This window comes from Mycobacterium sp. NGS68, from assembly GCF_059812195.1.
Window position 1 is genome coordinate 34654 of record NZ_JCALCE010000014.1, and the last position, 15128, is coordinate 49781.

Annotated in this window: 12 protein-coding genes; 5 read left to right on the forward strand and 7 right to left on the reverse strand. The window is 69.4% G+C overall.

All coding sequences use genetic code 11. From position 1 onward, the window contains the following. Positions 1-61: 61 nt before the first annotated feature. Positions 62-1072: a MaoC family dehydratase gene (locus tag AC5Y5V_RS16875; protein WP_499937439.1), complete on the reverse strand. Its 1011-nt coding sequence runs from the start codon at positions 1070-1072 to the stop codon at positions 62-64. A 69-nt stretch (positions 1073-1141) separates the two neighbouring features. On the opposite strand from AC5Y5V_RS16875, the gene AC5Y5V_RS16880 reads away from it, so the two are divergent. Further along, entirely contained in the window at positions 1142-2290 is a 1149-nt protein-coding gene (locus AC5Y5V_RS16880) for an acyl-CoA dehydrogenase family protein (RefSeq protein ID WP_499937441.1), read from the forward strand. A 17-nt stretch (positions 2291-2307) separates the two neighbouring features. Next, complete coding sequence (locus AC5Y5V_RS16885) at positions 2308-2676, forward strand: CD225/dispanin family protein (RefSeq protein ID WP_499937443.1); 369 nt, start codon at positions 2308-2310, stop codon at positions 2674-2676. Positions 2677-2688: 12 nt separating this feature from the next. Here the strand turns inward: AC5Y5V_RS16885 and AC5Y5V_RS16890 are convergent, their stop codons facing one another. The 5 genes from AC5Y5V_RS16890 to AC5Y5V_RS16910 all read right to left on the reverse strand — a co-directional run bounded on the left by AC5Y5V_RS16890 (position 2689) and on the right by AC5Y5V_RS16910 (position 9422). Further along, positions 2689-3582: an enoyl-CoA hydratase/isomerase family protein gene (locus AC5Y5V_RS16890; RefSeq protein ID WP_499937445.1), complete on the reverse strand. Its 894-nt coding sequence runs from the start codon at positions 3580-3582 to the stop codon at positions 2689-2691. Next, a complete protein-coding gene (gene fadD4 / locus AC5Y5V_RS16895; protein ID WP_499937447.1) occupies positions 3579-5096 on the reverse strand; it encodes a fatty-acid--CoA ligase FadD4 in 1518 nt (505 codons plus the stop codon). Before fadD4 ends, AC5Y5V_RS16890 begins: the two co-directional genes overlap by 4 nt. Before the next feature lie 25 nt (positions 5097-5121). After that, positions 5122-6948, reverse strand: coding sequence for a phosphoenolpyruvate carboxykinase (GTP) (locus AC5Y5V_RS16900; protein ID WP_499937449.1), 1827 nt, complete (start codon positions 6946-6948; stop codon positions 5122-5124). 177 nt (positions 6949-7125) lie between these two features. Further along, entirely contained in the window at positions 7126-8589 is a 1464-nt protein-coding gene (locus AC5Y5V_RS16905) for a hypothetical protein (RefSeq protein ID WP_499937451.1), read from the reverse strand. Beyond that, complete coding sequence (locus tag AC5Y5V_RS16910; RefSeq protein WP_499937698.1) at positions 8586-9422, reverse strand: hypothetical protein; 837 nt, start codon at positions 9420-9422, stop codon at positions 8586-8588. The genes AC5Y5V_RS16905 and AC5Y5V_RS16910 overlap by 4 nt, the downstream gene beginning before the upstream one ends. A gap of 151 nt (positions 9423-9573) precedes the next feature. Here AC5Y5V_RS16910 and trmB point away from each other — a divergent pair, with 151 nt between their 5' ends. The 3 genes from trmB to mmpL3 all read left to right on the forward strand — a co-directional run bounded on the left by trmB (position 9574) and on the right by mmpL3 (position 13861). Next, the gene (gene trmB / locus AC5Y5V_RS16915) at positions 9574-10338 is read left to right on the forward strand and encodes a tRNA (guanosine(46)-N7)-methyltransferase TrmB (RefSeq protein ID WP_499937700.1); all 765 of its coding nucleotides are present in this window, start codon (positions 9574-9576) and stop codon (positions 10336-10338) included. Positions 10339-10344: 6 nt separating this feature from the next. Beyond that, entirely contained in the window at positions 10345-11028 is a 684-nt protein-coding gene (locus AC5Y5V_RS16920) for an NYN domain-containing protein (protein WP_499937453.1), read from the forward strand. Positions 11029-11095: 67 nt separating this feature from the next. Continuing rightward, a complete protein-coding gene (gene mmpL3, locus AC5Y5V_RS16925) occupies positions 11096-13861 on the forward strand; it encodes a trehalose monomycolate exporter MmpL3 (protein WP_499937457.1) in 2766 nt (921 codons plus the stop codon). 105 nt (positions 13862-13966) lie between these two features. On the opposite strand, the gene AC5Y5V_RS16930 is transcribed toward mmpL3, so the two are convergent. Beyond that, positions 13967-15100: an AI-2E family transporter gene (locus tag AC5Y5V_RS16930; RefSeq protein ID WP_499937459.1), complete on the reverse strand. Its 1134-nt coding sequence runs from the start codon at positions 15098-15100 to the stop codon at positions 13967-13969. Positions 15101-15128 lie beyond the last annotated feature (28 nt).

Genomic DNA, 15128 nt, shown 5'->3' on the forward strand with positions numbered 1-15128 from the left:
GCCCCGCCCGCCCCGCGCCTCTCGCACCCCGCGCCGACGCGCCTAACCGCGGCGCCCGCGCTCAGAAGTGCAGCGCGCGGAACCGCCAGTCCAGCACCGGGCGGTCGGGCTCGTCGGCCGAACCGACGGCGTACACCAGCGACCGCAGCCCGAGCACGCCGCCGTGCGCGGTCGCCTCGGCCGACTCGATGTGCAACTCGCTGTACAGCGTGTCGCCCTCGTGCACTGGACCGGTGTGGTCGCAGGACTCCCAGCCCAGCACCGTCGCCAGGTTGGGCAGCAGCCGGTTGGCCTGCGCCAGCGCCAGGCCGATGGTGTGCCCGCCGTAGACCAGCCGCTGGCCCCCGACCCGCGAATCATGATGGGTGGCAGCGATGTTCAGCGTGAGGCGAGCCAGCTCCGGCGCGCTGCTGACCACGTCGGCGGTGCTGCGCAGCACCTGCCCCGCCAGGCCAGCATCGAAATGTGGTCCCGGCACCCGAATTCGAAAGATGTCGCCGTCCCAGTGCTCGGTCGGGTCGACGGCCGGCGCCAGGGCGTCCGCGCCGACCGCTAACAGGTCGTCGCCGGGTTCGCCGGGCCGCCAGTCCGGGCTGGCGGGCAGCATCGCGCAGCGGTGGAAGTCCAGCACCAGCTGGTCGGCCTGGTCGATGGTGATCATCCGCAGCGCGGCCAGACCCGTCGGCGGGCGTCCCGGCTTCACCGAATTCGCCCGCAGCCCAACCACTTCGGTGCGGGTGTAGATCGAGTCGCCGATCATCGGGAAGCGGTGGAACTCAAGGCCGCGGTAGAACAAGTTGGCCTTGACCCGCTGGGTGACCAGCGTCGACTGCCCGATCGCCACGTCGCACACCAGCCCCGGATGCGCCAGCGGGCCGGGCGTGCCCGTCACCGCCGTGCACAGGTCGCCGTCCAGAGCCAGCCGCATCCGGTCACCCAGGATCGCCTGGTGCGCGGCCGCCAGTCCCGACGACAGGGTCACCGACGGCGCCCAGTCGAACACCTGGCCCACCGAGAGATCGTCGAAGTAGGCTCCGCCCTCGCGCAAACCCGCGTACCCGTTCACCGTCACAACGCCCCATGCTGGCAGGCTGTCGAAGCGAGGGTCAACACGGAGGTCGCCCATAGTGAGGACTGCCGAGTGAGTACAGCCGAAGAGGACATGCTCGTCGCGACCGTACGGGCGTTCGTCGATCGCGACGTAAAGCCCACCGTCCGCGAGGTCGAGCACGCCAACACCTACCCCGAGGCGTGGATCGAGCAGATGAAGCGGATCGGCATCTACGGCTTGGCCATTGGCGAGGAGTACGGCGGGTCGCCGGTGTCGATGCCGTGCTACGTCCAGGTCACCGAGCAGCTGGCCCGCGGCTGGATGAGCCTGGCCGGCGCGATGGGCGGGCACACCGTGGTGGCCAAGCTGCTGACGCTGTTCGGCACCGAGGAGCAGCGCCGGACGTACCTGCCGCCGATGGCCACCGGCGAACTGCGCGCCACGATGGCGCTGACCGAGCCGGGCGGCGGGTCCGACCTGCAGAACATGACCACCACCGCGCTGCCCGACGGCGAAGGCGGCCTGATCATCAACGGCGCCAAGACCTGGATCAGCAACGCCCGCCGGTCCGGGCTGATCGCCCTGCTGTGCAAGACCGATCCGAGCGCCACGCCGCGGCACAAGGGCATCTCGATCGCGCTGGTCGGCCACGGCCCCGGGATGACGGTGTCGCGGGATCTGCCGAAGCTGGGCTACAAGGGCGTCGAGTCGTGCGAGCTGTCGTTCGACGACTACCGGGTCCCCGAGTCCGCGATCCTGGGCGGCCAACCGGGCCAGGGCTTTTCGCAGATGATGAAGGGCCTCGAGACGGGCCGCATCCAGGTGGCCGCCCGCAGCCTCGGGGTCGCGACGGCGGCGTTGGAGGACGCGCTGGCCTACGCCCAGCAGCGGGAAAGCTTCGGCCAGCCGATCTGGAAGCACCAGGCGGTGGGCAACTACCTCGCCGACATGGCGACCAAACTCACCGCCGCCCGTCAGCTCACGCGGTACGCCGCCGAGCGCTACGACAGCGGCGAGCGCTGCGACATGGAGGCCGGCATGGCCAAGCTGTTCGCGTCGGAGGTCGCGATGGAGATCGCGCTCAACGCGGTACGCATCCATGGCGGTTACGGCTATTCCACCGAATACGACGTCGAGCGCTACTTCCGCGACGCCCCCCTGATGATCGTCGGGGAGGGCACCAACGAGATACAGCGCAACGTGATCGCCGGTCAATTGGTGGCCCGCGGCGGAATCTGACTGTATATTTTGGCGCCATGACCAATCCACCGCGGCAACCGGATTGGCAGCCCTCGAAGCCCGGCTGGCAGGTCCAGCACCCCGATTTCCACGGTCAGCGCGAACCCGAGAGCTACCTGCTGTGGGGGATTTTGTGCACCCTGCTGTGCTTCGCCCCGTTCGGGATCGTGTCGATCGTCTACGCCAGGCGGGTCAACGGCCTATGGACCGACGGGAAGTACCCCGAGGCGCAGAAGGCGTCCACCAGGGCCAAGCGGTGGGCGCTGGCCGGCGCGATCACGGGTCCCGTCCTGGCCGCCGTCGGCGCGGTCGCCTTCCTGCTGCTGGCGCCGACGCCCCAGACGCCGGCCCCCCACGTCACCACCACCGTCAGCCAAACCCCCTGACGGGCAGCGGGTTTACTGCAGCGCGTCGATCAGTCCCCACGCCAGCGCGGTCTGCGCGTCGACGGTGCGCCCGGACAGCACCAGGTATGCGGTGCGCCAGCGGCCGATTCGCCGCGTGACGCTGACGGTGCCGCCGGCGCCCGGGATCAGGCCGAGGGCCAACTCCGGCAGCCCGAACACCGAATCACCGTGCGCCTGAACCCATCCGCAGAACGCGGCCATCTCCAGCCCGCTGCCCAGCACCCGGCCGTGCACCTCGGCGCGGCAGGCCCGGCCGAGCCGGGCGGTCAGCTCGTCGAGCACCAGCGCGGGGCTGTGCCTGGTGCGGGCCAGGTGCGCGCTCGTCGGGTCGGCGAACGTGCCGAACTCGGCGAGGTCGCCGCCACTGCAGAACGAAGGGCCGTTGCCGCCCAACACGATTCCGGTCACCGAGGGGTCCAGCTGCGCCACCGCCAGGGCCTCCAGCAGCGCCGCGCGTGCGTCGGTGGAGAACGCGTTGTGGCGCTGCGGCCGGTTGAACCTGATGCGCAGGGTGTCGCCGTCGCGCTCGGCCCGCACGGGGTCGGCAATCTCGGGCATCCGGGCCGGGCCGCGTTCGGACAGCCAGCGCGCGAACTCCGGGCCCGCCTGCAGCGTCGAGTAGGCCAGCGACTCGGTCACCACGCCCGCCAGCGTCGGCCCGGCGGGGTCGATCGCGCGCAGCACGTCGTCGCACACGGCGCTGGCCTGCGGCCACCGCTCACAGCGCGCCGTCAGCTCGGCCAGCGCGTCGGGCACCGAATCGACGGTGACCACCCGGCGGTCGGCGGACGGCTCCTGGGTCAGCGTGAAAGTCGCTGCATCGAGCGACGTTTCGTCTGTTGGCGGACCTACGGCGACGGTCACGCCGGGCGGGCCGGATTTCACGCCGAATACTTGTCGATCAGCTCGTTCTTGTAGAGCTTGCCGGTGTCGGTGCGCGGCAGCTGCGGCTCGAACGCGATCACGCGCGGACATTTGAAGTGCGACAGGCGATCCCGAAGCCAGGCCAGCAGCTCGTCGGCAAACTCGTCGGTCGCGTCGGCCGGGTCGACGGTCTGCACCGCCGCCATGACGCGCTGCCCCATCTCGTCGTCGGGCACGCCGAATACCGCCGCGTCCAACACCTTTGGGTGGGTGACGAGCAGGTTCTCGGTCTCCTGCGGATAGATGTTCACGCCGCCGGAGATGATCATGTGGTGACGCCGGTCGGTCAGGAACAGGTAGCCCTCGTCGTCGAGGTAGCCGACGTCGCCGACCGTAGTCCAGCCGTGTTTGTCCCGCGACGCCGCGGTTTTGGCCGTGTCGTTGAGGTATTCGAAGGTGTTGCCGCCGCTGAAGTAGACCTCGCCGGCCTGCCCCGGCGGCAGCTCGTTGCCGTCCTCGTCGAGGATGTGTATCTCGCAGAGCATCGGCTTGCCCACCGAACCCGGGTGCGCCAGCCACTCGTCGGCGCTGATCAGCGTGGATCCGATGGCCTCGGAGGAGGCGTAGTACTCGTCGACGATCGGGCCCCACCAGTCGATCATCTGCTGCTTGATCTGTACCGGGCACGGTGCGGCCGCGTGCATCACCCGCTGCAAGCTGGACAGGTCATACGAATTCCGCACGGTTTCAGGGAGTTTCAGCATCCGGGTGAACATCGCGGGCACGAACTGGCCATGGGTTACCCGGTGGCGCTGTATCGCGTCCAGGCAGCCCTCGGGGTCGAACTTCTCCAGCACGACAGTCGTGATCCCGCCGGCCTGCGCGCTCATCGACCACACCGACGGCGCCGTGTGGTACAGCGGCGCCGGACTCACGTAGATCGACTCGGGCGTCATCCAGAACCCGACCAGCGCCGACATCATGCCCGGCACCTCGGTGGGCGGCAGGTGCGGCAGTTCGCGGCGGATCCCCTTGGGGCGCCCGGTAGTGCCCGACGAGTACTGCAGCAGGTCGCCCTCGATCTCGTCGTCGATCGGTGTGTCCGGTTGGTCCGCAACGCATTCCGGGTAGCGCTCCCAACCCGTCAGGTCCCCGTCCGCGAGGATCAGCAGCTCGGGCAGGCCGTCCGGCAGGTGCTCCGCCAGCCGCTCGCAGGTCTCGCGCAGCGCCGCCGAGCCGACGATCGCCTTGGCATTGCTGTTGTCGACGATGTAGGCGGCCTCGGCGGCGGTCAGGTGGGTGTTGATCGGCACGTAGTACAGCCCGCTGCGCCGGGCCGCCCACATGACGGCGTGGATGTGCTCGTTGTTCTCCATCAGGATCGCGACGCTGTCGCCCTCCTGCAGGCCCGCCGCGCGGAACCGGTGCGCCAGCCGGTTGGCGCGGGCCTCGAGCTCGTCGAACGTGACGACCGTGCCCGACGGGTGCAGGATGACGGCGGGCTTGTCGGCGCCGACATGCTGACGAATCTGCATGCGCCGACTGTACGACGCGCAGCTGTTAGTCGGCCTCGGCCAGGCGGTGCTTGAGCGCGTCGAACTCGTCGCGGATGCCGGTCGGCAGCTTGTCGCCGACGAACTCGAACCACTCCTCGATCAGCGGCAACTCGGACCGCCACTCTTCGGCGTTGACGGCCAACGCGCTGGTCACGTCGTCGGCGCCGACGTCCAGGCCGTCCAGGTCCAGGTCCGCGGGGGTGGGCACGATGCCGATCGGGGTGTCCTGGCCGCCGGCGTTGTGCTCGATGCGATCGACGATCCACTTGAGCACCCGGCTGTTCTCGCCGAAGCCCGGCCACAGGAACTGGCCCTCGTCGCCGCGGCGGAACCAGTTGACGAAGAACACCTGCGGCAGCTTGGACTCGTCGGAGTTCTTGCCCAGGTCGATCCAGTGCTGGAAGTAGTCGCCGACGTTGTAGCCCAGGAACGGCAGCATGGCCATCGGGTCGCGGCGCACGGTGCCGACCTTGCCCTCGGCGGCCGCGGTCTGCTCGCTGCCCATGGTCGCGCCCATGAACACGCCGTGCTGCCAGTCGCGGGCCTGGGTCACCAGCGGCACCGTGGTCTTGCGGCGGGCGCCGAACAGGATGCCCGAGATCGGCACACCCTGCGGGTCGTCCCACTCGGGCGCCAGGATCGGGCACTGCGACATCGGGGTGCAGTAGCGGGAGTTGGGGTGGGCGGCCTTCTCGTCGGACTCGGGAGTCCAGTCACGGCCCTTCCAGTCGATCAGGTGCTGCGGCTCGCCCTCCAGGCCCTCCCACCACACGTCGCCGTCGTCGGTCAGCGCGACGTTGGTGAAGACGGTGTTACCGCCCTCGATGGTGCGCATGGCGTTGGGGTTGGACTTCCAGTTGGTGCCCGGCGCCACGCCGAAGAAGCCGAACTCCGGGTTCACCGCGTACAGCCGGCCGTCCTTGCCGAACCGCATCCAGGCGATGTCGTCGCCCAGGGTCTCGGCGCGCCAGCCTTCGATGGTGGGCTGCAGCATCGCGAGGTTGGTCTTGCCGCACGCCGACGGGAAGGCGGCGGCGAAGTAGTAGGCCTTGTTCTCCGGGGAGATCAGCTTGAGGATCAGCATGTGCTCGGCGAGCCAGCCCTCGTCGTGGGCCATCGCCGAGGCGATCCGCAGCGAGTAGCACTTCTTACCCAGCAGCGCGTTGCCGCCGTAGCCCGAGCCGTAGCTCCAGATTTCGCGGGTCTCCGGGAAGTGGGTGATGTACTTCGTGTCGTTGCAGGGCCACGGGACGTCCTTCTGGCCGTCGTCCAGCGGAGCGCCCACGGAGTGCAGCGCCTTGACGAAGAACCCGTCGTCGCCGATCTTGTCCAGCGCGGCCTTGCCCATGCGGGTCATGGTGCGCATCGAGACGACGACGTATTCGGAGTCGGTGATCTCGACGCCGAGCTTCGGGTCGTCGGCGCCCAGCGGGCCCATGCAGAACGGCACCACCCACATGGTGCGGCCACGCATACAGCCGCGGTAGAGCTCGGTCATCGTGGACCGCATCTCGGCGGGGTCCATCCAATTGTTGGTCGGGCCGGCGTCGACCTCGCGCTCGGAGCAAATGTAGGTCCGCGACTCGACGCGGGCCACGTCCGACGGGTCGGACAGCGCCAGGTAGGAGTTCGGGTGCTTGGCCTCGTTCAGCTTGGTGAAGGTGCCCGCCTCGACCAGCTGGGCGGCGAGCCGGCTGAACTCCTCGTCGGAGCCGTCGGCGAAGACCACTCGGTCCGGCTGGGTGAGCTCGGCGACCTCCTCTACCCAGGACAGCAGCCCCTGGTGTTTGGTAGGCGCATCGTCCAGACCGGGAATGGTCGCTGAGGTCATCGAAACTCTCCTGAATTATCTGCTTACTTGGCGGGCGTCTTGCGTGTGCCGACACAACTGTTCACACGGTAAAGCTTTCTATACAGGTTATCGCGAGCAACTTGTCGCGGAAGGCCTGGGCGGGTATAAGCCTCCTCACAACAACGATTCAGAAGACGCAAAAACGCGGGAAAACGCCTAGTTAGGCTCACGTATACCCGGTTCACCGAGTTCTGCACGCACCGCGTCCAGCGCCGCCTGCACCGTCGGCATCTCGCGGTCGCGCACCGCGGCGGCCCGGGCCGCGGCGATGGCGTATTCGCGCAGTTCGGTATCGATGGCGCTGACCTGGTCGGCCACCTGAGCGTTCTCGGCCTCGTCGCGGGCGCTCAGCGCGGTATTCAGCAAAGTCTCCGCCATCAGCACGCGCGTGGCGACCAGCTCCTCGGTCACCGACCGCAGCGTCTCGGTCGCTTCGCCGGCCCAGCGGTCCAGCACCGCCCGGTCGCGCAGCAACCCACGGATCCGCACCACCGCGACGGTGAGCACCAGCCCGACGAGAAGACAGGCCGCGTATCCGACCGCCGCCAGCCAGGGCGACAGGCGGGGCGCCAGGCTGGCCAGCAGGCGGTTCAGCGTCACCGCGACACCCAGGCCGAACGCGACGCCCAGCAGCACCATCAGCCAGGTTTCCTGGCGCCGCGACTTCAGCGACGGGGCGGCGACCTCGACGGTCGGCAGTTGGTCCACCGCGGGCAGCTCCACCGGCACGCCCATCACCTGGGCCACGTCAGCGAGGTGCGCGGAGGTGCCGTCGCTGACCTCGACGACGACGTCGCCGAACCGGCGGTGGGCGTACTCCTGGAAGCCGGGCATCTTGCGCCGGGACAGCCGCGCGGCGTCCTCCTGCAGCTCGCTGCGCAGCGTCGAGCAGCGGTTGCGCGCGAAGTGGGACAGCTGGACGCGGGCCTGCTGGACCTGGCCGCGCAGCATGATGGTGTGCTCGGTCTTCGACTGCCGACGCTCCCGCAGGGCCGCGCTGCGCTGGTCGCGCAGGGCGTCGACCCGGGCCCGCCGGCCGGCGCCGTCGGCGTCGCGGTCGAACCGCTTCGCAACCGTCTGGAGCCGGGACTCCCACGCCCGCAACCGGTTCCGGCGCGGGATGTCGGAACCGTCCAGCTGCGTCCGGACCGCGTCGACCAGCTCGTCGACGCGCGGCTCGCCCAGTTCGGGCAACGCCGCCACACCCACCCAGGGCACCCGCCGGTAGCGCCGCGCGTGGGCGGACAGCTTGTCGCGGTTGGCGTTCAGCACCTCGTTCCAGGTCAGGTGCACGTCGATCTTGGACACCACGCCGATCACCACGTCGGTGTGCTCGGCGGCCGCGTCCAGCAGGGCGCAGTCGGACTCGGTCAGCCCGGCGGCGGCCGACACCACGAACACCGTGGCGAGCGGCGCGTCGCCGGGGCCCAGGTCCGTCGACTCTACGAACTTGTGCTCCGGCAGCCGCTCGCGCAGCGCAAAGACCACGCCGCTCACCCCGGCCATCCACGGGCCGGTCACCAGCACCACGTCGCGGCGGTTGATGGCGGGCGCATCCAGCCGGGGCCCGATCGCCGAGACCAGCGCGTCGACCTCGCCGGCCGCCTCGTCCCCGCTCACCGCCCCGCCCCCAGCCGAAGCGATCCCCGCGTGATGTCGGCGGCGCAGGCCCGACGCACGGCGGGGGATCCGGCTTCGACCAGCTCGGCCGCCGCCATCCGGGCCAGCACGGTGTCGTCGCGGGCCAGGAACTCGCCGATCCCCAGGTGCTGCGCGCCGACGGCGAGGGCTTCCAGTTCCGCGACGGCGTCCAGCACCCGCAGGTAGCGCACCCCGGCTCCGGCGTCGTCGATGGCCGCGACGACGTCGTCGACGCAGCTCATCCGCCGCAGCAGCGCGCGCAGCCGGCCCGGCGTCCACCCGTTGCGGACGGCGGCGACCCCGAGCGCGGTGCCGAACATGTCCAGCGCGCCGAGCAGGGCGGGCGCGACGTCTCCAGTGCCGTCGGCCAGCGCGCGCAGGCCGGCCCACGCCCCGTCGGGCAGGCCGTCGACCGCGGCCACCGCCAGCAGCCCGATCATCGGCAGCACGGGCACCTCGACCAGCTGGGCCAGCTGCGCGCAGCGGGCCCGGGCCGCGACCAGGGGCCCGTCCCCGGCGAAACCGGTCAGGTCGGCCTTGTTGAGCACGACCAACACCGGACGCCGCTCCGCGGTTATCGCGGTGACGTCCTCGGGCTTGAGCACCTCGACCGTCACGTAGACGACCACATCGACCGCATCGGCGGACTCGGACGCTTCGCGCGCGTCCAGCGCACGCGCGACCGTGCTGCGGCCCACCCCCGGGCGTCCGCGGACCGCGACCCGCAGCGGCGCCGCGGCCGCCTCGGCGATCGCCGTGACCCGCTCATCGGCGCTGACGGCGGCGAATCGTGCCAGCTCATCGATGAAAATCTGGTGCCCCTATCCCCGGTGTCCGGTCAGCTCCCGCATGCGAATCGTGGCACTTGCGGCGCGCAGATGCGAGCCAGCCTGTCTATCTGTTACCAGCTGAAGGCAACTGTTGGGTATCAATCTGGACCACGTGCGGCTACATCGGGCGTTCATGGGCCACCATGGACAAATGCATGCGCAACCCGGCGTGGGGATCTCCGAGCAGGGAGCCGCCGGGCGAGATGTCCTTGCGGGAGGACCCGTCACCGCGTTCCGCTCGCGGCGCTCCGCCCTGTCCACCACGCAGCGCGAGACGTGGGAGCGGCTCTGGCCGCGGCTGGGCAGGACCGTGACGGTCGAGCAGGAGCCCGCGCCGCTGGACACCCGCGCCTGGTTCGGCCGCGAGGCGCCGCTGGTGCTGGAAATCGGCTGCGGTACCGGCACGTCGACGCTGGCCATGGCGGCCGAAGAGCCGGACATCGACGTGATCGCGGTCGAGGTCTACAAGCGGGGGCTGGCGCAGTTGCTGTGCGCGATCGACCGGGAGCGGGTGACCAACATCCGGTTGATCCGCGGCGAGGCCACCTACGTGCTGCTGCATCTGATCGCGCCGGATTCGCTGACCGGTGTGCGGGTGTTCTTCCCCGACCCGTGGCCCAAGGCTCGCCACCACAAGCGCCGGCTGCTGCAGCCGGCCACGGTGCGGCTGATCAGCGAGCGGCTGCGCCCCGGCGGCGTGCTGCACGCCGCCACCGACCACGCCGGGTACGCCGAGCAGATCGCCGAGGTCGGCGACGCCGAGCCCCGGCTGCGCAGGGTCGAGCCAGGCGAGGCGCCGCCGATCTCCCTGGTCCGTCCCACCACAAAGTACGAGACCAAGGCCCAGGACGTCGGCAGCGCCGTCGCGGAATTGATCTGGAAGAGACCCGAGAACTAGATGACCATGAGCGTGACTGACGAGGCGGCGGTCGCACCCCCGGAGCCGGACGGCCTGTCCAGCCGCCCCGTCACGCGCGTGCTGCTGGTGTGGGATGCCCCGAACCTGGACATGGGGCTGGGTTCCATCCTGGGCCGACGGCCGACGGGCGCGGAACGCCCGCGCTTCGACGCGCTGGGCCGCTGGCTGCTGGCCCGCACCGCCGAGGTCGCGGCGAACCGTCCCGACGAATCCGTCGAACCCGAGGCCACCGTTTTCACTAACATCGCGCCCGGCAGCGCCGACGTCGTCCGGCCGTGGGTGGACGCGCTGCGTAACGTGGGATTTGCGGTCTTTGCCAAGCCGAAGATCGACGAGGACAGCGACGTCGATCGCGACATGCTCGAGCACATCGCCCTGCGACACGGCGAGGGGCTTGCGGCGCTGGTGGTGGCCTCGGCCGACGGCCAGGCGTTCCGTCAGCCGCTGGAGGAGATCGCCCGCGGCGGGATCGCCGTTCAGGTGCTCGGATTTCGTGAACATGCCAGTTGGGCGTTAGCGTCGGATACCTTAGAGTTCGTCGACCTGGAAGATATCGCGGGTGTTTTCCGGGAACCGTTGCCGCGAATTGGCCTGGATTCGCTGCCTGACCAGGGCGCTTGGCTGCAGCCGTTCCGGCCGCTGTCTTCGCTGCTGACCTCGCGTGTGTGAGAAAAACAGAAAAGCCCCAAGACAGAAGTCGCAGCGCGGGTCGCTAAAGATCCAGTAAGGAGTCCACGTGTTCGCCTGGTGGGGTCGAACTGTGTACCGCTACCGGTTCATCGTGATCGGGGTCATGGTTGCGCTGAGCCTCGGCGGCGGCGTCTTCGGCATGAGCCTGGGCAAGCACGTCACGCAGAGTGGTTTCTACGACGACGGCAGCCAGTCGGTCAAGGCCTCGGTCCTGGGCGACCAGGTGTACGGCCGTGACCGTACCGGCCACATCGTCGCGATCTTCCACGCCCCGGAGGGCAAGACCGTCGACGACCCGGTGTGGTCGAAGAAGATCAAAAACGAGCTGGACAAATTCGTCGCGGACCACCCCAAGCAGGTGCTCCTCTGGGGCGGCTACCTGAAGGCACCTGACAGCGAAAGCCCGCTCGTCAAGGGCATGGCCACCGACGACAAGCACTACACGTTCGTCTCAATCCCGCTCAAGGGTGACGACGACGACACCATCCTGACCAACTACAAGGACATCGAACCGGCGCTGCAGAAGCTGGACGGCGGCACCGTGCAACTCGCGGGCCTGCAACCGATCGCCAGCGCGCTGACCGGCACCATCGCCACCGACCAGCGACGCATGGAGGTGCTGGCGCTGCCGCTGGTGGCCGTGGTGCTGTTCCTGGTCTTCGGCGGGGCGGTCGCGGCCTGCCTCCCGGTGATGGTTGGTGGTCTGAGCATCGCCGGCTCGCTGGGCATCCTGCGACTGATCGCGATGTTTGGGCCGGTGCACTTCTTCGCCCAGCCCGTCGTCTCCCTGATCGGTCTCGGCATCGCGGTGGACTACGGCCTGTTCGTGGTGAGCCGGTTCCGAGAAGAGATCGCCGAGGGCTATGACACCGAGGCCGCTGTACGGCGCACGGTGATGACGGCCGGCCGGACCGTGGTGTTCTCGGCGGTGCTGATCGCCGCCTCGGGCGCCAGCCTGCTGCTGCTACCGCAGGGCTTCGTGAAGTCGTTGACGTACGCCCTGATCACGGCGGTGACGCTGGCCGCGATCCTGTCCATCACGCTGCTGCCGGCCTGCCTCGGCGTCCTCGGCAAGCACGTCGACGCGCTCGGCGTACGGACCGCGTTCCGGGTGCCGTTCCTGCGGAACTGGAAGGTGTCGCGGGCATACCTGAACTGGCTGGCCGACCGGCTGCAGAAGACCAAGACCCGCGAAGAGGTCGAGGCCGGGTTCTGGGGCAAGCTGGTCAACTTCGTGATGAAGCGCCCGCTCGCGTTCGCCATCCCGATCGCCGTCGGCATGATCCTGCTCTGGATCCCGCTGGGCAACATGTCGCTGGGCGGCATGAGCGAGAAATATCTGCCGCCGAACAACGCGGCGCGCCTGGCCCAGGAGCACTTCGACAAGCTCTTCCCCGGGTATCGCACCAACCCGCTGACCCTGGTGATCCAGTCGACCAACCATCAGCCGGTCACCGACCAGCAGGTCGCCGACATGCGCGCCAAGGCCATGTCGATCCCCGGCTTCGTCGAGCAGGACAACAACCCGGCGAACATGTGGCAGGAACGTAAAGAGGCCCCGGGCGCCTCGAAGGATCCGTCGGTCCGCGTGCTGCAGAACGCGGTGAGCGCCGATGCGGATCCGGCCAAGAAACTCGAAGAGCTGCGCTCGATCACGCCACCCAAGGGTTTGCAGCTCTATGTCGGCGGCACACCCGCGCTGGAACAGGACTCGATCCACAGCCTGGTGGACAATGCGCCGCTGATGGTGGTCGTGCTGATCACCACCACCATGCTGTTGATGTTCCTGGCCTTCGGATCCGTGGTGCTTCCCATCAAGGCCGCCGTCATGAGCGTGCTGACGCTCGGTTCCACCATGGGCATCCTGACCTGGATATTCATCGATGGGCACGGCGCGGGACTGCTGAACTTCACGCCGACGCCGCTGATGGTGGTGATCATCGCGCTGGTGGTCGCGGTCGGCTACGGCCTGGCCACCGACTATGAGGTCTTCCTGGTCTCCCGAATGGTCGAGGCGCGGGAGAACGGCATGTCCACCCAGGAGTCGATCCGGATCGGCACCGCGACCACCGGGCGCCTGATCACGGCCGCCGCGCTGGTCCTCGCCGTGGTCGCCGGCTCGTTCGTGTTCTCCGACCTGGTGATGATGAAGTACCTGGCGTTCGGCCTGATGGCGGCGCTGTTGCTGGACGCCACCGTGGTCCGGATGTTCCTGGTGCCGTCGGTGATGAAGCTGCTCGGCGACGACTGCTGGTGGGCCCCGCGGTGGGCCCGCCGGCTGCAGAACAAGATCGGGCTGGGCGAGATCGACCTGCCCGACGAGCACAAGCGCCCCTCGATCGAGGGCCGGTCCACGCGTCCTGCCGTCACTGCGGCGGCCGCCGTCACCCAGGCGCAGCGACCGCAACACGACCCGACGCATCCCGGCGCGCCGGAGCCGCCGGCGCCCCGTCCGGCGATCCGCCCGACCCAGGAGCTGCCCGCTCCGACCTCGAAGGAGCTGCCGTCGGGCGCGGCGACCGGACGCATGCAGTCGGCGACCACCGCGTCGGGCCCGACACGGCCGGCGCCGTCCGCCGACCAGACCCGCGGCCTCCCGGTTGCTTCGAACAAGGCCGACCGTCCCAGCGAGGCCAACGGCGACCCCGCCGACCCCACCGCCGCGCTGCCCGTCATGCGCTCCGACGACTCGGAGGCCGCGACCGAGAAGCTGAATGCCCGCGGCGGGCAGGGCGACAAGGCGCGGCCCAGGCGCCGCGTCGGTGGTGGACTGTCCGCCCAGGACCTGCTGCGCCGCGAGGGCCGGCTGTAACTCCTGCCCTCTCCCCCGCCGACTGTCGACTTATGCCACGCATCTGGCCCTCAGGCGTGACATAACCCAACACTCGCGGGGGTGTAGACGGGGTTGCGAGGGCACTCAGTCGGGATCGTCGGGCGCGGCCTGCATGATGGCGCCGACTTCCTCGTCGTCCTCGGCCTTTTCCGCCTCGGCCTCGGGGTCGTTGGCCAGCAGCACCTGCATCGCGTTGTTGAGGAACGCGACTGTGGGGACCGCGAGCAAAGCGCCGACGATCCCCGCGAGCACCCCGCCCGCGGCGATGGCCAGCACCACCGCCAGCGGGTGAATCGACACCGCGCGACCCATCACCAGCGGCTGTAGCACATGCGCCTCGAGCTGGTTGACCACGATCAGCAAACCCAGCGTCAGCAGCGCGTAGACCATGCCCTTGGCCAGCAGCGCCACCACCACGGCCAGCAGACCCGAGAGCAGGGCACCGATCAGCGGCACGAACGCGCCGAGGAAGACCAGCGAGGCCAGCGGCAGCGCCAGCGGCACACCCATGACCGCCAGCCCCGTCCCGACCCCGGCCGCATCGGTCAGGGCGACCAGGAACGTGGCCCTCACGTATCCGGTCAGGGCGCCGTATCCGGCGCGGCCCGCCTCGTGGACGCGGTCGCGCACATGGGCGGGGACGATCTGCGCGACGTACTGCCAGATGTTGCGACCGCCGTACAGGAAGAAAATCAGCGTGAACAGCACCAACACCGCCGCGGTGGCCAGCTCGGTGATGGTGGCCGCGGTGGATAGCGCGCCGCTGGTCAGCTTCTCCTGGTTGTTGCGGATCGCCTGAATCGCGGAGTTGCCCGCGTTGTCGATCTGCTCGCGGCGCAGGTGCGCGGGGCCCTCGATCAGCCATTTGCGGGTGGAGTCGATGCTGTGCTCGACCTGCGTGACCAGGTCGGGCAGGCCGACGATGAACTGGCTGACGACGAACGTCAGGATGCCGCCCAGGATCGCGAAGCCGCCCAGGAGAACCAGCGACACGGCAATGCCGCGCGGTACGCCCCGCATGTCCAGCCAGTCCACCAGCGGTACCAGCAAAGCGCTGAGCATCACCGCCAGCAACACGGGGACCACGATGACCTCGAGCCTGTCGACCACCCATAGCAGCGCGACGGCGGCGGCCACGATGACCAGCAGCCGCCACGCCCAGGCTGCGGTCTTGCGAACGAGGGGGGAGACCGATTCGTCGTCGAGATTTGCCGACATCGCGCAAGCCTATCTGTCGTCGCGACCC

Coding starts and splice junctions, on each gene's coding strand:
- trmB (WP_499937700.1), top strand. CDS start 9,574: ATGGGCCACCATGGACAAATGCATGCGCAACCCGGCGTGGGGATCTCC.
- AC5Y5V_RS16930 (WP_499937459.1), bottom strand. CDS start 15,100: ATGTCGGCAAATCTCGACGACGAATCGGTCTCCCCCCTCGTTCGCAAG.
- fadD4 (WP_499937447.1), bottom strand. CDS start 5,096: ATGCAGATTCGTCAGCATGTCGGCGCCGACAAGCCCGCCGTCATCCTG.
- AC5Y5V_RS16900 (WP_499937449.1), bottom strand. CDS start 6,948: ATGACCTCAGCGACCATTCCCGGTCTGGACGATGCGCCTACCAAACAC.
- AC5Y5V_RS16885 (WP_499937443.1), top strand. CDS start 2,308: ATGACCAATCCACCGCGGCAACCGGATTGGCAGCCCTCGAAGCCCGGC.
- AC5Y5V_RS16920 (WP_499937453.1), top strand. CDS start 10,345: ATGAGCGTGACTGACGAGGCGGCGGTCGCACCCCCGGAGCCGGACGGC.